Origin of the sequence: Thioalkalivibrio sp. ALJ1 (assembly GCF_000745395.1) — a bacterium.
GTDB lineage: Bacteria > Pseudomonadota > Gammaproteobacteria > Ectothiorhodospirales > Ectothiorhodospiraceae > Thioalkalivibrio.
On sequence record NZ_KN050684.1, the window covers coordinates 798,410 to 817,295 of the forward strand.

17 protein-coding genes and 1 riboswitch are annotated in these 18,886 nt (G+C 65.9%); of the genes, 6 read left to right on the top strand and 11 right to left on the bottom strand.

Annotated elements, in window-relative coordinates; genetic code table 11:
• Positions 1–70: 70 nt before the first annotated feature.
• On the top strand, positions 71–1,099 hold the full coding sequence (locus F462_RS06060; RefSeq protein WP_038052418.1) for a CDP-6-deoxy-delta-3,4-glucoseen reductase: 1,029 nt from the start codon (positions 71–73) through the stop codon (positions 1,097–1,099).
• Positions 1,100–1,386: 287 nt separating this feature from the next.
• Here F462_RS06060 and F462_RS06065 read toward each other — a convergent pair whose 3' ends face one another.
• The 4 genes from F462_RS06065 to F462_RS06080 all read right to left on the bottom strand — a co-directional run bounded on the left by F462_RS06065 (position 1,387) and on the right by F462_RS06080 (position 5,031).
• Positions 1,387–2,214, bottom strand: a complete 828-nt coding sequence (locus tag F462_RS06065; protein WP_038052421.1) for a uroporphyrinogen-III synthase — start codon at positions 2,212–2,214, stop codon at positions 1,387–1,389.
• A gap of 5 nt (positions 2,215–2,219) precedes the next feature.
• Positions 2,220–3,164 (bottom strand): hydroxymethylbilane synthase, encoded by a 945-nt coding sequence (gene hemC / locus F462_RS06070; protein ID WP_081911368.1) that lies wholly within the window; start codon positions 3,162–3,164, stop codon positions 2,220–2,222.
• Positions 3,165–3,280: 116 nt separating this feature from the next.
• On the bottom strand, positions 3,281–4,003 hold the full coding sequence (locus F462_RS06075; protein WP_038052427.1) for a LytR/AlgR family response regulator transcription factor: 723 nt from the start codon (positions 4,001–4,003) through the stop codon (positions 3,281–3,283).
• Entirely contained in the window at positions 4,000–5,031 is a 1,032-nt protein-coding gene (locus tag F462_RS06080) for a sensor histidine kinase (protein WP_038052429.1), read from the bottom strand. Before F462_RS06080 ends, F462_RS06075 begins: the two co-directional genes overlap by 4 nt.
• A gap of 115 nt (positions 5,032–5,146) precedes the next feature.
• Between F462_RS06080 and argH the strand changes: the two genes are divergently transcribed.
• Positions 5,147–6,577, top strand: a complete 1,431-nt coding sequence (gene argH, locus F462_RS06085) for an argininosuccinate lyase (RefSeq protein ID WP_038054837.1) — start codon at positions 5,147–5,149, stop codon at positions 6,575–6,577.
• 67 nt (positions 6,578–6,644) lie between these two features.
• Here argH and F462_RS06090 read toward each other — a convergent pair whose 3' ends face one another.
• Positions 6,645–7,148 carry a hypothetical protein gene (locus F462_RS06090; RefSeq protein WP_038054839.1) on the bottom strand — a complete coding sequence of 168 codons (504 nt, stop codon included), beginning with the start codon at positions 7,146–7,148 and terminating at the stop codon, positions 6,645–6,647.
• A 144-nt stretch (positions 7,149–7,292) separates the two neighbouring features.
• On the opposite strand from F462_RS06090, the gene F462_RS06095 reads away from it, so the two are divergent.
• Positions 7,293–8,801 carry a protein adenylyltransferase SelO gene (locus F462_RS06095; protein ID WP_038052431.1) on the top strand — a complete coding sequence of 503 codons (1,509 nt, stop codon included), beginning with the start codon at positions 7,293–7,295 and terminating at the stop codon, positions 8,799–8,801.
• Between the two features lie 82 nt (positions 8,802–8,883).
• On the opposite strand, the gene F462_RS06100 is transcribed toward F462_RS06095, so the two are convergent.
• Together F462_RS06100 and F462_RS06105 are read right to left on the bottom strand one after the other, a co-directional pair.
• The gene (locus tag F462_RS06100) at positions 8,884–10,137 is read right to left on the bottom strand and encodes an inorganic phosphate transporter (RefSeq protein WP_018141135.1); all 1,254 of its coding nucleotides are present in this window, start codon (positions 10,135–10,137) and stop codon (positions 8,884–8,886) included.
• A 29-nt stretch (positions 10,138–10,166) separates the two neighbouring features.
• A complete protein-coding gene (locus F462_RS06105) occupies positions 10,167–10,847 on the bottom strand; it encodes a TIGR00153 family protein (RefSeq protein ID WP_038052433.1) in 681 nt (226 codons plus the stop codon).
• Between the two features lie 101 nt (positions 10,848–10,948).
• Positions 10,949–11,047, top strand: a riboswitch (TPP riboswitch).
• An 81-nt stretch (positions 11,048–11,128) separates the two neighbouring features.
• Here F462_RS06105 and thiC point away from each other — a divergent pair.
• Positions 11,129–13,018 (top strand): phosphomethylpyrimidine synthase ThiC, encoded by a 1,890-nt coding sequence (thiC, locus tag F462_RS06110; protein ID WP_038052437.1) that lies wholly within the window; start codon positions 11,129–11,131, stop codon positions 13,016–13,018.
• A gap of 30 nt (positions 13,019–13,048) precedes the next feature.
• Here thiC and F462_RS06115 read toward each other — a convergent pair whose 3' ends face one another.
• Both F462_RS06115 and F462_RS06120 read right to left on the bottom strand, forming a co-directional pair.
• On the bottom strand, positions 13,049–14,146 hold the full coding sequence (locus tag F462_RS06115) for a GGDEF domain-containing protein (RefSeq protein WP_038052440.1): 1,098 nt from the start codon (positions 14,144–14,146) through the stop codon (positions 13,049–13,051).
• Positions 14,147–14,192: 46 nt separating this feature from the next.
• A complete protein-coding gene (locus tag F462_RS06120; protein WP_038052443.1) occupies positions 14,193–14,570 on the bottom strand; it encodes a DUF5362 family protein in 378 nt (125 codons plus the stop codon).
• Between the two features lie 156 nt (positions 14,571–14,726).
• Between F462_RS06120 and F462_RS06125 the strand changes: the two genes are divergently transcribed.
• Positions 14,727–15,266 (top strand): FHA domain-containing protein, encoded by a 540-nt coding sequence (locus F462_RS06125; RefSeq protein WP_038052446.1) that lies wholly within the window; start codon positions 14,727–14,729, stop codon positions 15,264–15,266.
• A 29-nt stretch (positions 15,267–15,295) separates the two neighbouring features.
• A complete protein-coding gene (locus F462_RS06130; protein WP_038052449.1) occupies positions 15,296–16,972 on the top strand; it encodes a serine/threonine-protein kinase in 1,677 nt (558 codons plus the stop codon).
• Positions 16,973–17,009: 37 nt separating this feature from the next.
• Here the strand turns inward: F462_RS06130 and F462_RS06135 are convergent, their stop codons facing one another.
• Positions 17,010–18,017, bottom strand: a complete 1,008-nt coding sequence (locus F462_RS06135) for a LysM peptidoglycan-binding domain-containing protein (protein WP_038052451.1) — start codon at positions 18,015–18,017, stop codon at positions 17,010–17,012.
• 43 nt (positions 18,018–18,060) lie between these two features.
• Positions 18,061–18,876, bottom strand: coding sequence for a PP2C family protein-serine/threonine phosphatase (locus tag F462_RS06140; protein WP_038052454.1), 816 nt, complete (start codon positions 18,874–18,876; stop codon positions 18,061–18,063).
• Between the last annotated feature and the right edge of the window lie 10 nt (positions 18,877–18,886).

Consider the following 18,886-nt stretch of genomic DNA (forward strand, 5'->3'; position numbering starts at 1 on the left):
CCATTACGGTTGCTTGCGTTCGTCGGGGTAGTGGCGAAAATGACGGCCTTTCCGCGACAGAGGGATCTCGATGGCGTTCGATGTCACCATTCAGCCCAGTGGTCATACGTTCGAGGTGGAGGACGACGAGACCATTCTCGAAGCTGGGATACGCCAGGGTTTTGCCTTCCCCTATGGTTGTCGCAACGGGGCCTGTGGTTCCTGTAAAGGCCGCGTACTCCAGGGCGAGGTCGATCACGGACCCACCAAGCCGCCGGGCATTACCGAAGCGGAATTGGCCGACGGCATGGCGCTGTTCTGTCAGGCGGTCGCGGTGGATGATCTGGAGATCGAAGTCCGCGAGATTGGCGCCGCCCGGGATATCGTGGTCAAGACCCTGCCGTGCCGGGTGGCGGCGCTGAACCGCCTGGCGGATGACGTGATGGAGCTGCGCCTGCAGTTGCCCGCGTCCGAGCGCCTACAGTTTCTCGCGGGTCAGTATCTCGACATCCTGCTTAAGGGCGGGGACCGGCGCAGCTACTCCCTGGCGAATGCCCCGCACGACGATGACCAGCTTGTCCTGCATGTGCGCAACCTGCCTGGCGGACGGTTCTCCACCATGGTGTTCGAGGAGCTCAAGCCGAAGGGGCTGCTACGCATCGAGGGCCCACTGGGCAGCTTTTTCGTCGACGAAGACTCCCCGCGCCCACGCCTCTTCATCGGCGGCGGTACCGGCTTTGGACCGCTGAAGGGCATGCTCGACCACCTGGCGGCCGAGGGCCTGGACCGGCCGCACCACCTGTTCTGGGGCGCCCGGGCGGCCGACGGCATCTACGCGCCGGAATGGCTGCAGAAAATGGCCGCCGAGCACGCCGAGCACTTTCGTTTTACCCCGGTACTGTCCGACCACCCGACCGCCACCGCGGCGGATTTCCCCGCAATCAGCGGCTGGCCCCATGACGCCGTTCTGGCGGAATATCCGGACCTGTCGGGCTTCGACGTCTATATGGCCGGCCCTCCGGCCATGATCCATGCCGCCCGCGAGGCCTTCCTCGCCGTCGGCCTGCCCACCGACCAGCTGTACTACGACAGCTTCGAACCCGCCGTCCCCGCGGAGTGACCTTAGGGCTTGAACGCACAGGCAGGTTTGCAGAGCGGACGAACGGCTAGGGCTAGCTGGCCAACCGTCCAGGGTGGATTTGGCATCGGTGCCCGGCCGTGGCGATCCCGGCTCTTCACGACGTTCCGGCCGGGATGACAGAGGTATCGGGAACGCTGGGCCGGGATACCTCCGTACCCCACATCCCAAACCTCTCCATCCAGAACCTTACCGACCTTCCCACCTTCCTGTGAAGCGCCCTTGACCTGGCCCTTCTTCGTGCCTTCGTGCGCTTCGTGGTGAAAAAATTAAGAGCCGCTGGTGCGGAGCTGGTCGGCGAGCCGGTGGACGGCGGCGAGCATGGCGGCATCTGTAGGGTCCTCGGCGGTTTCCACCGCGGCCTTGAAACCGAGTTCCTGGGCGATCTCGGCGATCCGTTCGCTGCCGACCACCAGCGGGGTCTTGCGCAGCCACATGCGACCCAGCTTGCCGACCATCTCGTACAGGTTGCGCAGGCCTTCGCCGCTGGTGATGGTGATCACGTTGATCTGCCCGCGCGAGAAGGAATACATCAACTCCCCGGTGTCGCCTTCGGGGCGCCCGCGGCGATAGGCCTCGGCAAAGGTCACCTCGGCGCCGCGCTCCTTCAGGGTGTCGCCCAGCAGTTCGCGGCCGCCGTCGCCGCGGAAGATCACCACGCGCTTGCCCGCGACGTCCAGCATCGCCTCCTGCGCCAGCAACGCCTCACTGTCGAAGCGCCGTGGCGGCAGGATATCCGCCGGGCGGCCGAAGCCCTTCAGTTCCTGCGCGGTGCGGTTGCCGATCGCCGCGATCTTGGTGGTGGCCGGCCAGTCGCGGTCGGCCAGGGCCAGGTTCAGCACGCGCTGCACCGCATTCGGACTGATGAACACCGCGATATCGAAGTCGTCCAGCCGGTCGAGGACCTCGCGCAGGTTGGTCGGATCGCTGGGAGCCAGGATCTCCAGCACCGGGAAGCGGATCACGGTGGCATCCTCGGCCGTCAGCGCCTCGCAGAAGGGTTCGGCCTGAGCGGCCGGACGGGTCACCAGGATGCCGAGTCCGGACAGGGGACCGGTGCCGTCGGGCTGGGTGTTCTGGTTTGCGGATGCATTCATGGCGACTACCCCTTTGCGTCCTGGCCGTGGTCACGATGCGCGGCGGCCAGCAGTTCGCCGGCACCGAGCTCCAGCAGCATGTCGGCCAACTGGATCCCGAGGGCCACGGCATCGGCACGTGGGCCATCGACCTGGCGACGTAGCAGGCGGCTGCCATCCACGGCCCCCACCAGGCCATCCAGGTACAGGTGGTCCCCGTCGAGCGTGGCGTGAGCCGCCAGCGGCACCTGGCAACCGCCTTCCAGACGGTGGTTGAAGGCGCGTTCAGCGCGCACCCGGTCGGAGGTGTCCGGATCGTTAAGCGGCGCAATCAGCTCGCCGATGATGGTGTCGCCGGCGCGGCACTCGATGGCAATCGCGCCCTGGCCCACCGCCGGCAGGCTGACATCCGGCTCCAGGCAGGAGCGAATGCGGTCGTGAAACCCGAGTCGTTTGAGCCCGGCCGCGGCGAGCAGGATGGCGTCGTATTCGCCGGCATCCAGTTTGCCGAGGCGGGTATTCACGTTCCCGCGCAGGTCGCGTACCTCGAGATCCGGTCGCCGGGCGCGCAACTGGCACTGGCGACGCAGGCTGGAGGAGCCCACCCGCGCACCCTGCGGCAACTCGTCGACATGGGTGTAGTGATTGGAGACGAAGGCATCCAGCGGGTCTTCGCGGTCCAGGATCACGGGCAGTTCCAGTTGCTCCGGAAGCTCCATCGGCACGTCCTTGACCGAGTGCACCGCGATGTCGGCCCGATCCTCCAGCAGGGCGATCTCCAGCTCCTTCACGAACAGCCCCTTGCCGCCAATCCGGGCCAGCGGGGAGTCCAGCACGCGGTCACCCTGGGTGGTCATGCCCACCAGTTCGACCGGGCGTTCGGGCTCGCGGGCGCGCAGGCGTTCAGCGACGTGTTCCGCCTGCCACATGGCAAGCGGGCTCTTTCGGGTAGCGATGCGTACAGGCTTCATGCGTTGTCCGGGCGAGCCTCGGCTCAGGGGGGCCGGGCGTTCAAAACGGGCTAGTATAACGGCGAATGCCCAGGGGCCTGAATCCCGCAGGGATCCGCGGGCTCCCCCGCCGGGGTTCAGCTGCCGTTGCGCAGGTATTCGCGCACCCTTGGCAACTGGCGGCGGCTGATCGGCATCGGGTCCAGGTCGTCGTGGAACAGCAGGCGGTTGTCGGTCGGGCCGAGGTTCTCGACGCCCTTGATCGAGGCCTTCACCGCCAGGCAGCCGCGGTGCACCCTGAGCAGAGCCGGGCCATACAGGGCCTCCAGATCGCGCAAGCGCGCATCCACGAACCCGGCGAGGCGCGCTGAACGCGCCATCACGTAGCCGCCCTCGGCGATGAAGATGTCCACGCGCTCCAGCGGGACGCGCTCCTCACGCCGGCCCACGGTGATGTGGACCTCGTTCGGTACGGTCTGGGGCCGCCCCTGTTTTTGCTGTACTGCGCGTTGCAGCGCCTGTTCCAGGCGTTCGCGGCGCACCGGCTTCAGCACGTAGTCGCGCACTCCGGCTTCGAAGGCCTCCAGTGGAAACCGGTCATGGGCCGTGACCAGGATGACGGTCAGTTCGGGGTATGGCTTGTGCAGGCGGGCGGCCAGTTCCAGCCCGCTCTCGCCTGGCATGTCGATATCCAAAAGCAGGGCGTCCGGCTGGCATCGTCCCAGGGCCTGTTCGGCCTCGCCGGCGTGGCCGGCCTCGGCCACCACCCGGTGTCCGAGCTCTTCCGCCAGCGCGGCAAGGCGCTGGCGGGCGATCGGCTCGTCGTCGGCGATCAGCAGATCCAGCGGCGTGGCATTCATTTGGATCCCTCCCCGGTCACGAGCGGTAGCCGGATGTGGACCTCGAAGCGATCCGGCTGGCTGCGTGACTCGAAGTGTACCTGTCCTCCGAAGGCGTGTTGCAGGCGCAGGCGCACGGCTTCCGTCGCGGTCCCGGTCCCGTCGGCGCGCGCCTGCGGATCCACGGTATTGCCGATCTCGAGGGTGATGCGTCCGGAGTCCATGCGGCAGCGTATCCAGACGCGACCGGCACTACGGGCCGGTGCAATGCCATGCTGGATTGCATTCTCGGCCAGTGGTTGCAGGACCAGGGTTGGTACCTCGAGGTCCATCCCCGGGTGGTCCGGGCAGTCCCAGTCCAGTGTCAGGCGTTCCCCGAACCGGGTCTGCTCGATCCCGAGGAAGGCCTGTACCAGCGACAGTTCCTCGCGCAGTGTATGACGGTCGCCGGTGGCGAAGGTCGCGCGGAACAGATCGGCCAGGTCCAGCGTGATTTGTTCCGCGCGGGTCGGATCGCTGCGGCAAAGCCCGGCGATGGTGTTCATGCTGTTGTAGAGAAAGTGAGGACGCAGGCGGGCGCGCATCGCCTGTTCGCGCGCCGCGGCCACGGCCTGCGTCTCGCGTTGCCAGGCGGCCTGCAGATAAAGGTAGTGCATCGCGACGAGGCTGAGGATGGTGGCGACACCAATCACCGGCCAGCGCAGTGCCGGGTCGGCCAGCACCAGTTCCTCCGCCAGGCGATAGACAATCGCGGTGTTGGCGATGGGGATCAGTGGCGGTACCACGATCTGAGCGGTCAGCGGTAGCCGGCGCAGGGGGCTCTTGAATGCGCAGAGGATCAGCAGGCTGGTCAGCGCGACCCAGAAGATGAACAGGGCGTGCAGCGCCAGGCCCGAAACCCAGTCCTGGCCGCCCCCGCGTAGCAGGGCTACGGCCAGCGCCAGCAATACGGCCACCATCAACACGCGCAGCAGCGTTTCCGCGCTGCAGAAATCCGGCAGCGGCGAAAGTTCCTCGGTGCTATCCCTGGCGGTCGGCGCCTCGGCCATGCGCGTGGATCTCCTCGGATTCCCGGCGGGTTCGCCGGGGCGGGACCGCGCCATGTTCAATCCCCGGCTGTGCCCGTATACTTCCGTGTCTTTCCAACCCGGTCCAGGGTGCACCATGACGCAGGATTCCGCGCACGACAAGCCGAACGCCGAGGCCAAGCTGTGGGGCGGGCGTTTCTCCGAACCGACCGACGCCTTCGTGGAACGCTTTACCGCATCGGTGGATTTTGATCGCCGTCTCTACCGCGAAGACATCCAGGGCTCGCAGGCGCATGCGCGCATGCTGGCCAAGGTCGGTGTGCTCACCGAGGACGAGGCCGCGCAGATCCTGGACGGCCTGGCCGCGATCCGCGACGAGATCGCCGCCGGTGACTTCGACTGGCAGGTCGGACGCGAAGACGTGCACATGAACATCGAGGCGCGCCTGATCGAGCGCATCGGCGATGTTGGCAAGAAGCTGCACACCGGCCGCTCGCGCAACGACCAGATCGCCACCGACATTCGGCTGTGGCTGCGCGCAAACATCGACGACATCCTGCGCCTGATCCGCATCTACCAGGAAGGCCTGGTCACGCTGGCCGAGCGCGAGGCCGATACCGTGATGCCGGGCTTCACCCATCTGCAGACCGCGCAGCCGGTGACCTTCGGTCATCACATGCTGGCCTGGTACGAGATGCTGGAGCGCGACGCCGAACGCCTGCGGGACTGCCGTGTCCGGGTAAACGTGCTCCCGCTCGGTTCCGCCGCGCTGGCCGGCACGCCTTATCCGCTGGACCGCGAGTACACGGCCGAGTTGCTGGGCTTCGATGGCGTTACCCGCAATTCGCTGGACGCGGTGTCGGATCGCGACTTCGCAATCGAATTCACCGCGGCCGCGGCGACCCTGATGATGCACCTGTCACGCCAAGCCGAGGAGTTGGTGCTGTGGACCAGCGCGCAGTTCGCATTTATCGAGCTGCCGGATCGCTACTGCACCGGTTCCTCGATCATGCCGCAGAAGAAGAACCCCGACGTGCCGGAGCTGGTGCGCGGCAAGACGGGCCGAGTCTACGGCCATCTGATGTCGCTATTGACCCTGATGAAGAGCCAGCCGCTCGCCTATAACAAGGACAATCAGGAAGACAAGGAACCGCTGTTCGACACCGTCGACACCTTGCAGGGGTCGCTCCGGGCCTTTGGTGACATGGTCCCGAACCTGGAGGTGCGGCGGGAGAACACCCTGGCCGCAACGCGCAAGGGCTTTGCCACCGCGACCGATCTGGCCGATTACCTGGTGGGTCGGGGCGTGGCCTTCCGGGATGCCCACGAAGTGGTCGGACGGGCGGTGCGCATTGCGCAGGAACGCGGGGTGGACCTGGCGGAGCTGCCGTTAGCCGATCTGCAGGCGATCAGCGAGGCGGTTGGCGAGGATGTCTATACGGTGCTCACACCCGAAGGTTCGGCGGCGGCGCGCAACCTGACCGGGGGAACCGCCCCGGAGCAGGTGCGCCGCCAGGCCGCGGCGGCCCGCGAGCATCTGGCGGCGTTAGCCCGCGCCGACACCTGATCCTGTTCCTTGGAACTGCGCGTCCCCTGGCCATGGCCCGTCTGGGCGTGTGCGGCCAAGAGGGGCCTCAGAAGCGGTCCAGCGTCGACTCCAGCACTTCCCAGACGACGTTGCCGTGCACGACCTCGTAGGCCAGCAGGAGCTGGCCATGGGCGGAGTCGCCCTCGAAGTTCGCCAGGACCCACTGGTGGTTCAGCACGTGAATGCCGTCCTCGCGAAATTCATACGACTCGCCTTCGGACGCCTGGTGTGGGATCAGGTCGGTCTGCTGCATCAGGTCGTTGGCCAGACGTTCGTCGGGCCGGACCATCCCCCGGCGCTGCAGGTCCTGGAGGTGGGCATTGGTGAGGCCGAGCACCACGGGACGCGGCACCTCGTGGCGGGTGTATTGCTGCAGCTGCATCTGTGCCTGTAGCAGGTCGCGGTTGGCCTCCGACAGATCCTGCTCGAGACCATTGCCGCGGGCGATGTAGATCGCCAGGATGACGACGAAAAACAGCATGAAACCGACCCAGACCAGGCGTTCGCTGGTCTTGAGGTTTTGCTGCTTGGGGCTTTCTTGTTCGGACACGGGGCTAGCCTCCGGGATGCGAGATGCGCGGCCGCGCTGCGGCGGCCAGCGGAAAAATGAACGTGCGACCGCCGTGGGTTCCTGAACCGGGGTCGTTGCGACGCGCATGATAACCCCTCACACCGCAATCTGCCGAGATGCCCCATGTCGGTCCCCGACCCCGTAAACGCCGCTCGAACCGACTCCGAACTGGAGTGGGTCAACCGCTTCGCCCGCCTGCCGGAGGCCTTTTACGATCGGCCGCTGCCCGCCCCGTTTCCGGGCGCGGCCTGCCTGGCGACTAGCCCCGACCTCTGCGGGCGCCTGGGCCTGGACCCGGCTGAGCTGGCCGAAGACCCGTGGCTCGGGGCCTGTACCCACGGGAGTGAGCTGCCCGGCGCCGAGCCGCTGGCCTCGGTGTATGCCGGCCACCAGTTCGGGGTTTTCGTGCCGAAGTTGGGAGACGGCCGCGCCAAGCTGCTCGGCGAGGTGCGGACTTCGCAGGGCGAGACCTGGGAGCTGCAGGTCAAGGGTGCGGGCCCGACCCGCTTCTCGCGCGGGGCGGACGGCCGCGCGGTGATGCGTTCCTCGGTACGCGAGTACCTGGCCTCCGAGGCGATGGCCGCGCTGAGTGTCCCGACGACCCGCGCCGTCGCGTTGTTCGGGTCCAGCCTGCGGGTCTATCGCGAGCGGATCGAACCGGGGGCCATCGTGCTGCGCGCCGCCCCTTCGTTCCTGCGCTTCGGACATTTCGAGTACTTCCATTACAACGGCTACAGCGAACGCCTGCAGGAACTGATTGCGTACGCCCTGGCGCATGATTACCCCCATTTACAGGATGCAGCCGATCCAGTCGCGGCCATGCTGGAGGAGGTGATTGCCCGCACCGCGGAGATGATTGCCGACTGGCAGGCCGTGGGCTTCTGCCACGGGGTGATGAACACCGACAACATGAGCCTGATCGGGCTGACCATCGACTACGGCCCGTTCGCTTTTATGGATGCCTTCGATCCTGGCTACATCTGCAACCATACCGACCAGGGCGGTCGCTATGCTTTCGATCAGCAGCCGCAGATCGCGCAGTGGAACCTGATCCGATTGGCCGAGACCCTGGTCATCTATTTCGCCGACGCCACCCGCGAGGCCGCGATCGAGCGCGCCAAGGCCCTGCTGCAGGACTTCCAGCCGCAGTACCGCCATGCATGGCTCTTGCGTATGCGCAAGAAGCTGGGGCTGCAGACGCCCCAGGGGGACGATGAGGCACTGATCCAGGAGCTGCTCGCGCGGATGGCGGCCGAGGGCGTGGATTACACCCGGTTCTTCCGCCAATTGCCCGATCTGGAGCAGGCGGAAACCCGCGCTCAACTGGAATCGGAGCTGGAGGACGTGGTCGCCTGGCAGGCCTGGTGGTCGCGCTACCAGGCGCGCCTGGCGCTCGAAGGGCAAGCGGCGGGTGAACGCAAGGCTGCGATGAACGCGGTCAATCCGAAGTACATCCTGCGCAACCATCTGGCCCAGGCTGCCATTGAGCAGGCCGAGGCCGGGGACCCGTCCGAGGTGCTGCGCCTGCAGCAGATCCTGGCACGACCGTTCGACGAGCAGCCCGAGTTTGAAGCCTACGCGGATCTGCCACCGGCCTGGGCGAGTGGCATCCAGCTAAGCTGTTCTTCTTGAGGGATCGGTAGCAACCGTCCGTCCCCCTAGGGCGGTGGTCGCTTGAGTTCTGCTTTGAAGGGGCCGGAGTCCGGATGTTTCCCTAGCCGAAAATGCTGCGCAGGATATAGAAGTAGACCACGGCGAGGATGGCACCGGCCGGCAGGGTCACGATCCAGGACAGGAAGATCATACGCACCAGGCCAAGGTTGATGGCGGCGATCCCGCGCGCCAGGCCGACTCCGAGGATCGCGCCGACCAGCGTGTGGGTCGTGGAGATTGGCAGTCCGGTACCGGAGGCGAGCACCACGGTGGCGGCCGCCGCCGCGGTAGCGGCGTAGCCGCGGCTAGGGGTGAGCTGGGTAATGCCGGTGCCCACCGTCGCGATCACCTTGTGGCCGTAGGTGAACAGGCCGAACACGATCCCGACGCCGCCCAGCAGCAACACCCAGACCGGCACCAGTGTTTCGGCGCTGACGTCGCCGGTCTGGATCACGTCCACGACCGCGGCCAGCGGGCCGACGGCATTGGCCACGTCGTTAGAACCCAGGGCAAAGGCCATCGCGCAGCCGGTGACCACCATCTGCACCGCGAACACCTTTTCGACGTTGGCAAAATGGGAGCCATCGTCTCCGTGGGTCTGATCAAAGCGCAGGCGACGAATCGCCAGCATGCCGAGCACGACGACGATCGCGCTAATCAGAATGGCAAAGCCATAGGCTTGCACAGGTGTCAGATCCAGGCCGACATGGGTCAGGCCCTTGAACATCGTGACCAGCGCCGTCACGAAGGCAGTCAGGAAGATATACAGCGGGGCCCAGCGTTTGGCGTTCTTCAGCGGATCCACGGTGTCGAGGATGAGGATCTGTACGCTGCGGAACAGGGCGAAGGCGATCATGCCGCCGACCATTGGCGAGACCACCCAGGACATCGCGATGGTGCCCACGCGTTCCCAGCGCACCACCTCGAAACCCAGCCCGACCACGGCAAAGCCGACGATCGCGCCGATAATGGAGTGGGTGGTGGAGACCGGCCAGCCGAAGTAGGAGGCGATCATCAGCCATGTTCCGGCGGCCGCCAGGGCCGCCAGCATCCCGTACACAAGCAACTCGGGGTTGTCGGCCATCAGGCTGGAATCGACCATCCCGCTGCGGATGGTCTGGGTGACCTCGCCGCCGGCCAGCCAGGCCCCGGAGAATACGAAGATCGCGGCGACGAATACCGCCTGGCGGATGGTCAGCGCGCGCGAGCCGACCGAGGTGCCCATCGCATTGGCGACGTCATTGGCGCCGATGCCCCAGGCCATGAACAGCCCGAAGATTACTGCAAGGCCGAGCAACAGGGTGCTGTATTCCATGCAGTCCTAAGTCCCTATGGTGCCAGTGGTTACTTGGCCAGCATCAGTTGCAGGCGGCTGCCCACACGCTGGGCCAGGTCGGCCAGTTCGCCAATGGAGTCGATCACGCGGTACATGAAGACCACGTTGACCGGCGGCAGGTCGACCTCCTGCGCAAACAGGATCTCGCGGACCTCGCGCTGGGCCTCGTCGGATTCATGTTCGATATGGTCCAGCTCGGTGAGGATGCCGTTGACGACTTCTACTTCGTGCCCGCGGAAGCCGGCCTCGACCAATTCATCCAGCTCGTTGATCGCGCGGCCAGCTTGATCCACGGCGTCCACGCTGCGGTTCAGGAAGCGCTGGATGGGCTCGTGCATGTTGTCGGGGAACTGCATCTGGCGCCCCAGCATCAACCCCGCGATATCCTTCGCCATATTGGCGATGCGGTCCTGGATCAGCAGGGTGTCGAGCACGTCGCGGCGCGACATTGCCAGCATCATGCCCTTGGGTAGGTGCAGGCGAAGATCCTTTTTCAGGCGGTCGGCCTCGCGCTCCAGCGTGGAAATCTTCTTCTGTTGAACTCGCGCGGTCTCCCAGTCGTCCTGGGCCATGGCCTCGATGAACGGGGGCAGTTCGGCGATGCAGGCGCGCACCTTCTCCATGTGCGCCTGTAACGGGCGCACCGGGGAACGGCCAAACAGCTCGAAGACGAAGTTCTTGGGGGACATAGCGGCGCGAAGGTTGTCACAAAGCAGTAATCTAACGCAAAACACCGCTATGCGCGCGGCCTTGTTCGTGCCGTGGTTGCACGGGTGCGCTACACTCGGGCCCTCAGAGCTGGGGGTGCCCGTGCCACGTGCCGGGCTGAGAGAGTCCCCTTGAACCTGAACCAGTTCACACTGGCGGAGGGAAGCTCGGTGCTCGATTCAGTCCGCGCGCGACCCGTTCGCAGTCTGTCCTGCCCGTTCTGCTCCCTCTGCCGTCACGTCCGAGTCGCAGAGGTCCTGTCATGAGCGCCATCCCCGAATCCTTCGCCCGCAAGACCGCCGAGGTCTCCGCCGACGTCACGCGCCCGTTCCCGAACTCCGAAAAGGTGTTCGTCCAGGGTTCGCGTCCGGACATCCGCGTGCCGTTTCGCCAGGTCGCACAGAGCCCGACGCTGACCTCCGGCACCCCGGAGGAGAACCCGCCGATCCCGGTGTACGACACCTCCGGCCCGTACACCGACCCGGATGCGACCATCGATCTGCGCCAGGGGCTGGCGGATCTGCGCGGCGCCTGGATCGACGAACGCGGCGACACCGAATGGCTGGACGGCCCGAGTTCGGAATACGGCCAGGCCCGTGCGGTGGACCCGGAGCTGGCATCCCTGCGCTTCGAGCACATCCGCCCGCCGCGCCGGGCAAAGGCCGGCGCGAACGTCTCGCAGATGCACTACGCCCGGAAGGGCATCATCACCCCGGAGATGGAGTACGTCGCGATCCGCGAGAACAACCGCCTGCAAGAGCTGCGCGCCGACCCGCGCTACCAGAAGCTGCTGCGGCAACACGCCGGCGAGTCCTTCGGCGCCTCCATCCCGGACGCGATCACCCCCGAGTTCGTGCGTGACGAGATTGCCCGCGGTCGCGCGATCATCCCCGCCAACATCAACCACCCCGAGCTCGAGCCGATGATCATCGGCCGCAACTTCCGGGTGAAGGTGAACACCAACATCGGCAACTCCGCCGTCACCTCCTCAATCGAGGAGGAGGTGGAGAAGCTCGTCTGGTCCGCGCGCTGGGGCGGCGACACCCTGATGGACCTGTCCACCGGCAAGAACATCCACGAGACCCGCGAGTGGATCCTGCGCAACTCGCCGGTGCCGATCGGCACCGTGCCGATCTACCAGGCGCTGGAAAAGGTCGACGGCAAGCCCGAGGACCTGACCTGGGAGCTGTTCCGCGACACCCTGATCGAGCAGGCCGAGCAGGGCGTGGACTACTTCACCATCCACGCCGGCGTGCGCCTGCAGTACGTGCCGCTGACCGCCGACCGGGTGACCGGCATTGTCTCCCGCGGCGGCTCGATCATGGCCAAGTGGTGCCTGGCGCATCACCAGGAGAACTTCCTCTACACCCACTTCGACGAGATCTGCGAGCTCATGCAGGCGTTCGACGTCTCGTTCTCGCTGGGCGACGGTCTGCGCCCCGGCTGCCTGGCTGATGCCAATGACGCCGCGCAGTTTGGCGAGCTGGAGACCCTGGGCGAGCTGACGCAGAAAGCCTGGGCGCACGACGTGCAGGTGATGATCGAGGGCCCTGGCCACGTCCCGCTGCAGAAGGTGAAGGAGAACGTCGACAAGGAGCTGGAGGACTGCTTCGAGGCGCCGTTCTACACCCTCGGCCCACTGGTGACCGACATCGCCCCGGCCTACGACCACATCACCTCCGGCATCGGCGCGGCCAACATCGGCTGGTACGGCACCGCGATGCTCTGCTACGTGACACCGAAAGAACATCTGGGCCTGCCCAACAAGCAGGACGTGCGCGACGGCATCATCACCTACAAGATCGCCGCCCACGCCGCCGACCTGGCCAAGGGCTTCCCCGGCGCGCAGCTGCAGGACAACGCACTCAGCAAGGCGCGCTTCGAGTTCCGCTGGGAGGACCAGTTCAACCTCGCGCTGGACCCGGAGCGCGCGCGCGAATTCCACGACGAGACCCTGCCCAAGGATGCGCACAAGGTCGCCCACTTCTGCTCCATGTGCGGTCCGAACTTCTGCTCGATGAAGATCACCCAGGACGTGCGCGATTACGCCGCGGCGCAGGGCATCTCGGAGGACGAGGCCCTGAAGAAGGGCCTGCAGGAGAAGGCGGTCGAGTTCGTCGAGAAGGGCGCGCAGATCTACCGCGAGGTGTAGACCCCGGGTGGCATGCGAGGTGCTGTCGTTCTACCGCACCTCGATGCGGTTGCGGCCGTTCTCCTTCGCGGCATACAGGGCCTGGTCGGCACGATCGAAGGTGTCGACCCGGCTTTCGCCCGGCCGGTATTCGGTCACGCCGAAGCTCGCGGTGCGCCGCCCGATCGTGTCGAAGTCGAAGGCATTGATGCGGGCCTGCAGGTCACGGGCCACCCCCTGTGCCTGCGCGACGGACGTCTGCGGTAGCAGCACGAAGAATTCCTCGCCCCCGATGCGGCCGATCGCATCCACTTTGCGCAGGTTCTGGCGCAGCAGGTCCGCGAACTGTCGCAGCACGCGGTCACCGGCACTGTGCCCCCAGGTATCGTTGACCGCCTTGAAGTGGTCGATGTCCAGCAGGATCACCGAGAACGGTTCGCCGTAGCGCTCGGTGCGGGCCCGTTCCGCCTCGAACAGGCGCTCGATATGGGCGCGGTTCCACAGCGAGGTCAGCTCGTCGATCCGCGCTGCGCGCTCCAGTTGGCGTTGCTGCAGGAAGCTGTGCTTGCGCGCCTGTTCCAGCATGAAGGCACTCAGCGCGCCGAAGGCGAAGGCGGCCAGCACCCAAAGAAGATGCAGCAGGATAAGTTCGCCCTGCATGGCATCGCGGAAAGCCGCCGCAATCACCAGCGCGCCGATGGCGATGGCGGCCATCGAGGCCTGGCGCAGCGGCAGGCCCGATATCGCGAAGGTCCACATGATGCTGAGATAGATCTCGGGGGCGAATAACAGGAACTGCGGCGACCCCGAATTCAGGTAGAGATTGGCGCCATTCGCAACCACTGGCGCCACCATCAGCAGGACCCACATCGGCCGCCGCAGGGAGGCCCGCAGGCTCATCGCGGCCACGGCCAGCAACAGGCCGGGCACCAGCACCGCATGCGCAAACAACCGCTCGCTGTGCAGGTCCGCTGCCACCGACTGTTCGACGAAGCTGAACAGGAAATACATCAGGGCCGTCAGCAGCGCGACGTAGCGGACCTGCGGGATGCGCGCGTGGCGATGCCAGGCGTCGAACGCCTGTTGAGCCGCGGTGTCTTCCCGGTGCAGCGGGCCCCAGGGGGCCCACCGGCGCCTGGTTTTGTCCAAGCCTTGACTCCTTTGCTGGTCCGTGCCCGGGCCCGGGTGAGGGTTCCTACATGGCGCCGCTCATGCCGCCCATACCCATCAGTCCCGCACCGATCCCGAAGATCATGCCCAGCAGCATCAGGATCAGGTAGATCAGCAGCAGCACGCCGAAGATCGTGAAGTAGATCCGGAGGCGGCCCAGGGCGTACTTGATTGCTTCGGGGTCGCCGCTTTCGAAGGCGCGCTGGGAGGCGCCGGCGGCCTGCATCAGGACCACGCCAGCCCAGATCGGGATCCACGCGATGATGATGCCTATGATCGAGAGTGCCGTGAGCGCGCCCGAGATGATCAGCATCACGCCAATAAGCTGCATCCAGAACTTGCCGCGAACGAGCGGCTCGATCAGTCCACGGAGGTCGGCCTCGTTGGTTGTATCCTGTTCCATGTTCAGACTCCTTGCCGTGATGGGCGGATGACCGCAGCATAGCAGGCGATTTAATGCTTTGACGCGTTCGTTGTTTTGGCGCGCGTGGCCCGTGCATACTCCACGGGGTGCAAACCCGACCTTCAGGATGTAACGGGTGTGAGAACAGGGGGATGTATGAGCGATCAGGGACGACGCAACGAGAAGGCCCGCAGTGGTCCGCAAGGCACCATGCTCTTTCAAGGGCAAGGTCTGCCCGAGTCCAAAGGCCGGGGCCAGCTGGCAGCCGACCAGGCGCCACTCGATGGCTACCCGGTGCTCGTCGGGGTCAGTGCCAACTTCCGCCAGCAACGCCTCACCTTCAAGCCGGGCAAGCGCTCGGTCGGTCGTCAGACGGACAACGACATTGTCCTCCAGGATCGCAGCGTTTCGGCCCAGCACGCCTGGCTGGTCAACGAGCGCGGCGAGTGCCGAGTGGTCAACCTGCTGTCTACCAATGGCACCTGGGTCAACGATGAAAAGGTCCATGATGCGGTGCTGAAGGAGGGCGACCATGTCCGCTTTGGGAGCGCCGAGTTTGTATACCACCAGAAGGACGACGGCTCCGATGTGCTGCCTGGACGTCGGGGTCGCGGCATTCCATGGCGCTGGATTGGCTTCGCGGTGATCGTACTCGTGCTGGCGGTCATCGCACGCATTTTCCTCGAGACCGTCTGAACGCTGCGTCGGCGGAGCGCCCTTTCAGCATGGAGCGAATAGGACGCTACGGAATCGGGGAGGAGATCGGACGCGGCGCGATGGCGGTGATCTATCGTGGCTACGACCCGGAGATCGGTCGCCCGCTGGCGATCAAGTGCCTGCAGGATGACTATGCCAGCCGCCCGGAGTATCGCCGCCGCTTTCTGGCCGAGGCACGCGCCGCCGGGACCCTGACGCATCCCGGCATCGTCACCATCTTCGATGTGGGCGAGAGCGACCGGCGCCCATTCATCGCAATGGAACTGCTCGAAGGGATCACGCTGGCCGCGTTCGCCGAGCAGTTCCGACCCTTGCGTCTGCGCAATGTCCTCAAGATTGGCATCCAGCTGGCGGAGGCCCTGGACTACGCGCACCGCCATGGGCTCGTGCATCGCGACATCAAGCCCGAGAACATCATCGTCACCAGCGCCACGGTGAACATCAAGGTGATGGATTTCGGGATCGCGCGCACTCTGAGCGACCCCGACTGGCGGGCCGACGATGATGGCTACGTGGCCGGTTCCCCGCATTACATGGCTCCGGAGCAGATTCGAGGGCAGCCCACGGATACGCGTGCTGACCTGTATTCGGTGGGCGTGGTTCTGTACGAACTGCTGACGGGTACGACCCCGTTTCGGGGCCACGATGTGGAGGCGCTACTCACCCAGGTGGTGCGCGAGGACGCTGAACGCCCGCGCCCGATTGTGCCCGATTGCCCGCCGGAACTGATCGATGGGGTCATGCGACTGTTGGCCAAGGACCCGGACGCGCGCTACCAGAGCGCCGGCGAGCTCCTGGTGGACCTCCAGCGCCTGGAGGAAGAGCGCCTGGAACGCGAGCGTCTGGGCAGCGGGCGGCGCATTATTCCGCTGCGTCTGCGCTGGGCCGGGATCATGGGGGGGCTGGTGGCGCTCACCCTGGTGATAGCGTCGACCCTGGTCTACCAGAAACAGAACGCTGTGATGACGGATCTGGCATTCGACTACGGTGCCGCGCTGGCGCAGATCATCGCGGTGGAGAGTGCCGAAGATCTGTTGCTGGAGGACTCGATTGCCGTTCAGGGCCGACTGAGCGACATGCAGCAAAACCGGGAGATCGCCCTGCTCAGTGTCGCCGACCGCCATGACCGTATCGTGGCCAGCAGTGACTCGGAGACACTGGGCCAGCCCTGGGAGTCGCCCCCGGACGAGCGTCTGCGTAACCGGCGAGGGGATCAGGCGGTGTGGTCGGTGGAGGGGCCCGACGGCCGCGAGCTGTTCCTGTTCGAATCACCGGTGAGCTATCAGGACCGGACCATCGGCCGTCTTCAGGTCGGCTTGTCCACCCAATCCCTGGGTCAGGCCAACCGGGCCACCTTCATGGCGTTGCTGCTACTGGCGCTGGTGACGCTGCTAGCCGTGCTGATCGTCGCCTATGTACTGACGCGACGGTTGCAGGGCCCGCTGAATACCCTGCGTGGGGCACTGGATCAGATTGGCCAGGGCCGGTTGGATACCCGCATCCGGACCCACCGACGCGATGACTTCGAACGGGTTTATGCCGCCTACAATGTGATGGCCGATTCCCTGGAGGCTCGGATGAAACGCCCGACGCCGTCCTCCTCCGATCATCCCGCGGATCAAACTCTGGAGCTCGATGCCCCGCAAACCGGGGATCGTTCACGCGAGGATCGTGACGGGCCCTGATCGCGCTCGTGATCACGGACCGGTCAGCGCCGCTTCCCTAACTGTTGTCCAGTGCGTCCAGTCGGCGTAGCAGCTCCTGTGCCCGCAGCCGATAGCCGCGGGCGGCCTCGAATTCAGGATCCAGTTCCAGGGCCTGGTCCCACAGCGCAATCGCAGTATCCAGATCCTGATTGCGATAGCGCACAATCGCCTCTTCGTGCAGGGCCTCCTTGTGCGCCTTGCGAACCGCGTCGCGGGCTTCAACCACGGAGCGGCGTTCCGTATCGTGTTCCAGTGCCTGGTTGTAGGCCGCCAGTGCCTCGGACCGATCCCCCGCGTCCCGTGCCGCATGGCCGGACTGCTCCCAGTAACCGGCCTCCGCTTCGCGTTGCAGCGGCTCCAGCCAGTCGGCCCCACTTCCGCTCACAGCCAGCTCGGCCTGCGCCTGGCTGGCAAGTGCCAGGGCTTGTTCGTAGCGCCCTGCCTCGAGCTCGGTCTTGATCGCTTCGCGATAGGCGGCTGCGGGCGCATCCCCGGTGTCCGGCGCTTCCGGGGCATCCATGGTTGCCATCGACCCTTCGGGAATGCGCAGGCGTTGGCCCACCAACAAACGGGATGGCTGTTCCAGTTCGTTGTAGCGCGCGAGGATCACGAACTGCGAGGCGGAGCCCAGGTGCTTCCGCGCAATCTGGGCCAGGCTTTCGCCTGGGGCTACCGTGTGGATCTGGTAGTCGGAGCCCAGGGCCTCTTGTGGGTCCGCTTGTAGTTGGGACATCAGATCGCGTCCGGCCGGGTGCCCCGGGTCCACGGCCATGAGTCGATCCAGGGCGGCCTCCGCCTCAATGTATTCACCCGCCTGCAAGAGTTGAATGATTTCCTCGATCGCCGGGGTCGGTGCGTCCTCCGGCTGGGCCGTGGCCTCGGCCGTCTCGGTGGGCTCGGTCTCCGTCTCGTCCTCGCGGCCTTTATCCGGGTCCATCAGGGCCTTGAACTGGGCGCAGCCGCCAAGGAGTCCGGCCAGCACCAACAGGACAGCAGCACGCGGGAAAAGAACAGTCGGTAGCATCGGAAGGGTCTTTGCGAATCAGGAAAGGAGTATACGGCCCGGTTCAATCCAGCGGCCAGAAGAGGATGCTCAGGGCGGCCAGCAACAACAGCCCGAGCAGGATCGTGCGTCGCCGGTGATCGCCTCTGGAGGGCGTGGTGTCCGGCCGCAGTGCCGCGGCAGCCACGTTGTCCCCGGAGGGCCCGCCGCGCCGGGCGGCCTCGGCCACCATGCGTGGCAGTCGTTCGCTCAGGTCGTCGACGTCCAGCAACGCGGCCATCTCGTCCGGTCGGATCTGTTCCCAGAAGCCATCGGAGCACAGCAAAAAACGGCTCTCCTTGGTGAGCGTGGCATTACCGTGGTCCACGTGAATCGGGTCGATCACGCCCAGAGCCTGCAGCAGCTGGTTCTGCTGCGGATGGGTTGCCATCTCGTCCTCGCCAATCATGCCAGCGTCGACAAGATGTTGGACGCGCGTATGATCCCGGGTGCGCCGTAGCAGCGTCGTTCCTTCGAAGTGATACAGGCGGCTGTCGCCGCAGTGGGCCCAATAGGCCTGCTGGCCGTCGCAGAACAGTAGCACCAAAGTGGTGCCAGGACGGCTGGTGAGGCTGCTGCCGGCAGAAGCCAGCGCCGCGTGGGTCTCGTGGAAGATTCGTTCTAGCAGGTCGGCTGGATCCGCAGGCCGACCGGCGCACTCATCCCACAGGCGTTCGGCCGTTTTCAGTGCGGTTTGCGAGGCGGTCGCGCCACCCTGGTGCCCGCCCATGCCGTCGGCAACCAGCAGCAGGTGCGCCCCACCTTTACGGGCCACGAGCACGCTGGCCTGGTCCTGCTGTTCGGCGCGTCCGCCGACATCCCTGGCGTATGCGGTGTCCATGGCCATTCCC

What these genes read in the sequence shown, in the direction of transcription:
- F462_RS06060 (WP_038052418.1), top strand. Translation starts at nt 71, where the DNA reads ATGGCGTTCGATGTCACCATTCAGCCCAGTGGTCATACGTTCGAGGTG.
- F462_RS06065 (WP_038052421.1), bottom strand. Translation starts at nt 2,214, where the DNA reads ATGAATGCATCCGCAAACCAGAACACCCAGCCCGACGGCACCGGTCCC.
- hemC (WP_081911368.1), bottom strand. Translation starts at nt 3,164, where the DNA reads ATGAAGCCTGTACGCATCGCTACCCGAAAGAGCCCGCTTGCCATGTGG.
- F462_RS06075 (WP_038052427.1), bottom strand. Translation starts at nt 4,003, where the DNA reads ATGAATGCCACGCCGCTGGATCTGCTGATCGCCGACGACGAGCCGATC.
- F462_RS06080 (WP_038052429.1), bottom strand. Translation starts at nt 5,031, where the DNA reads ATGGCCGAGGCGCCGACCGCCAGGGATAGCACCGAGGAACTTTCGCCG.
- argH (WP_038054837.1), top strand. Translation starts at nt 5,147, where the DNA reads ATGACGCAGGATTCCGCGCACGACAAGCCGAACGCCGAGGCCAAGCTG.
- F462_RS06095 (WP_038052431.1), top strand. Translation starts at nt 7,293, where the DNA reads ATGTCGGTCCCCGACCCCGTAAACGCCGCTCGAACCGACTCCGAACTG.
- F462_RS06100 (WP_018141135.1), bottom strand. Translation starts at nt 10,137, where the DNA reads ATGGAATACAGCACCCTGTTGCTCGGCCTTGCAGTAATCTTCGGGCTG.
- F462_RS06105 (WP_038052433.1), bottom strand. Translation starts at nt 10,847, where the DNA reads ATGTCCCCCAAGAACTTCGTCTTCGAGCTGTTTGGCCGTTCCCCGGTG.
- thiC (WP_038052437.1), top strand. Translation starts at nt 11,129, where the DNA reads ATGAGCGCCATCCCCGAATCCTTCGCCCGCAAGACCGCCGAGGTCTCC.
- F462_RS06120 (WP_038052443.1), bottom strand. Translation starts at nt 14,570, where the DNA reads ATGGAACAGGATACAACCAACGAGGCCGACCTCCGTGGACTGATCGAG.
- F462_RS06125 (WP_038052446.1), top strand. Translation starts at nt 14,727, where the DNA reads ATGAGCGATCAGGGACGACGCAACGAGAAGGCCCGCAGTGGTCCGCAA.
- F462_RS06130 (WP_038052449.1), top strand. Translation starts at nt 15,296, where the DNA reads ATGGAGCGAATAGGACGCTACGGAATCGGGGAGGAGATCGGACGCGGC.
- F462_RS06135 (WP_038052451.1), bottom strand. Translation starts at nt 18,017, where the DNA reads ATGCTACCGACTGTTCTTTTCCCGCGTGCTGCTGTCCTGTTGGTGCTG.
- F462_RS06140 (WP_038052454.1), bottom strand. Translation starts at nt 18,876, where the DNA reads ATGGACACCGCATACGCCAGGGATGTCGGCGGACGCGCCGAACAGCAG.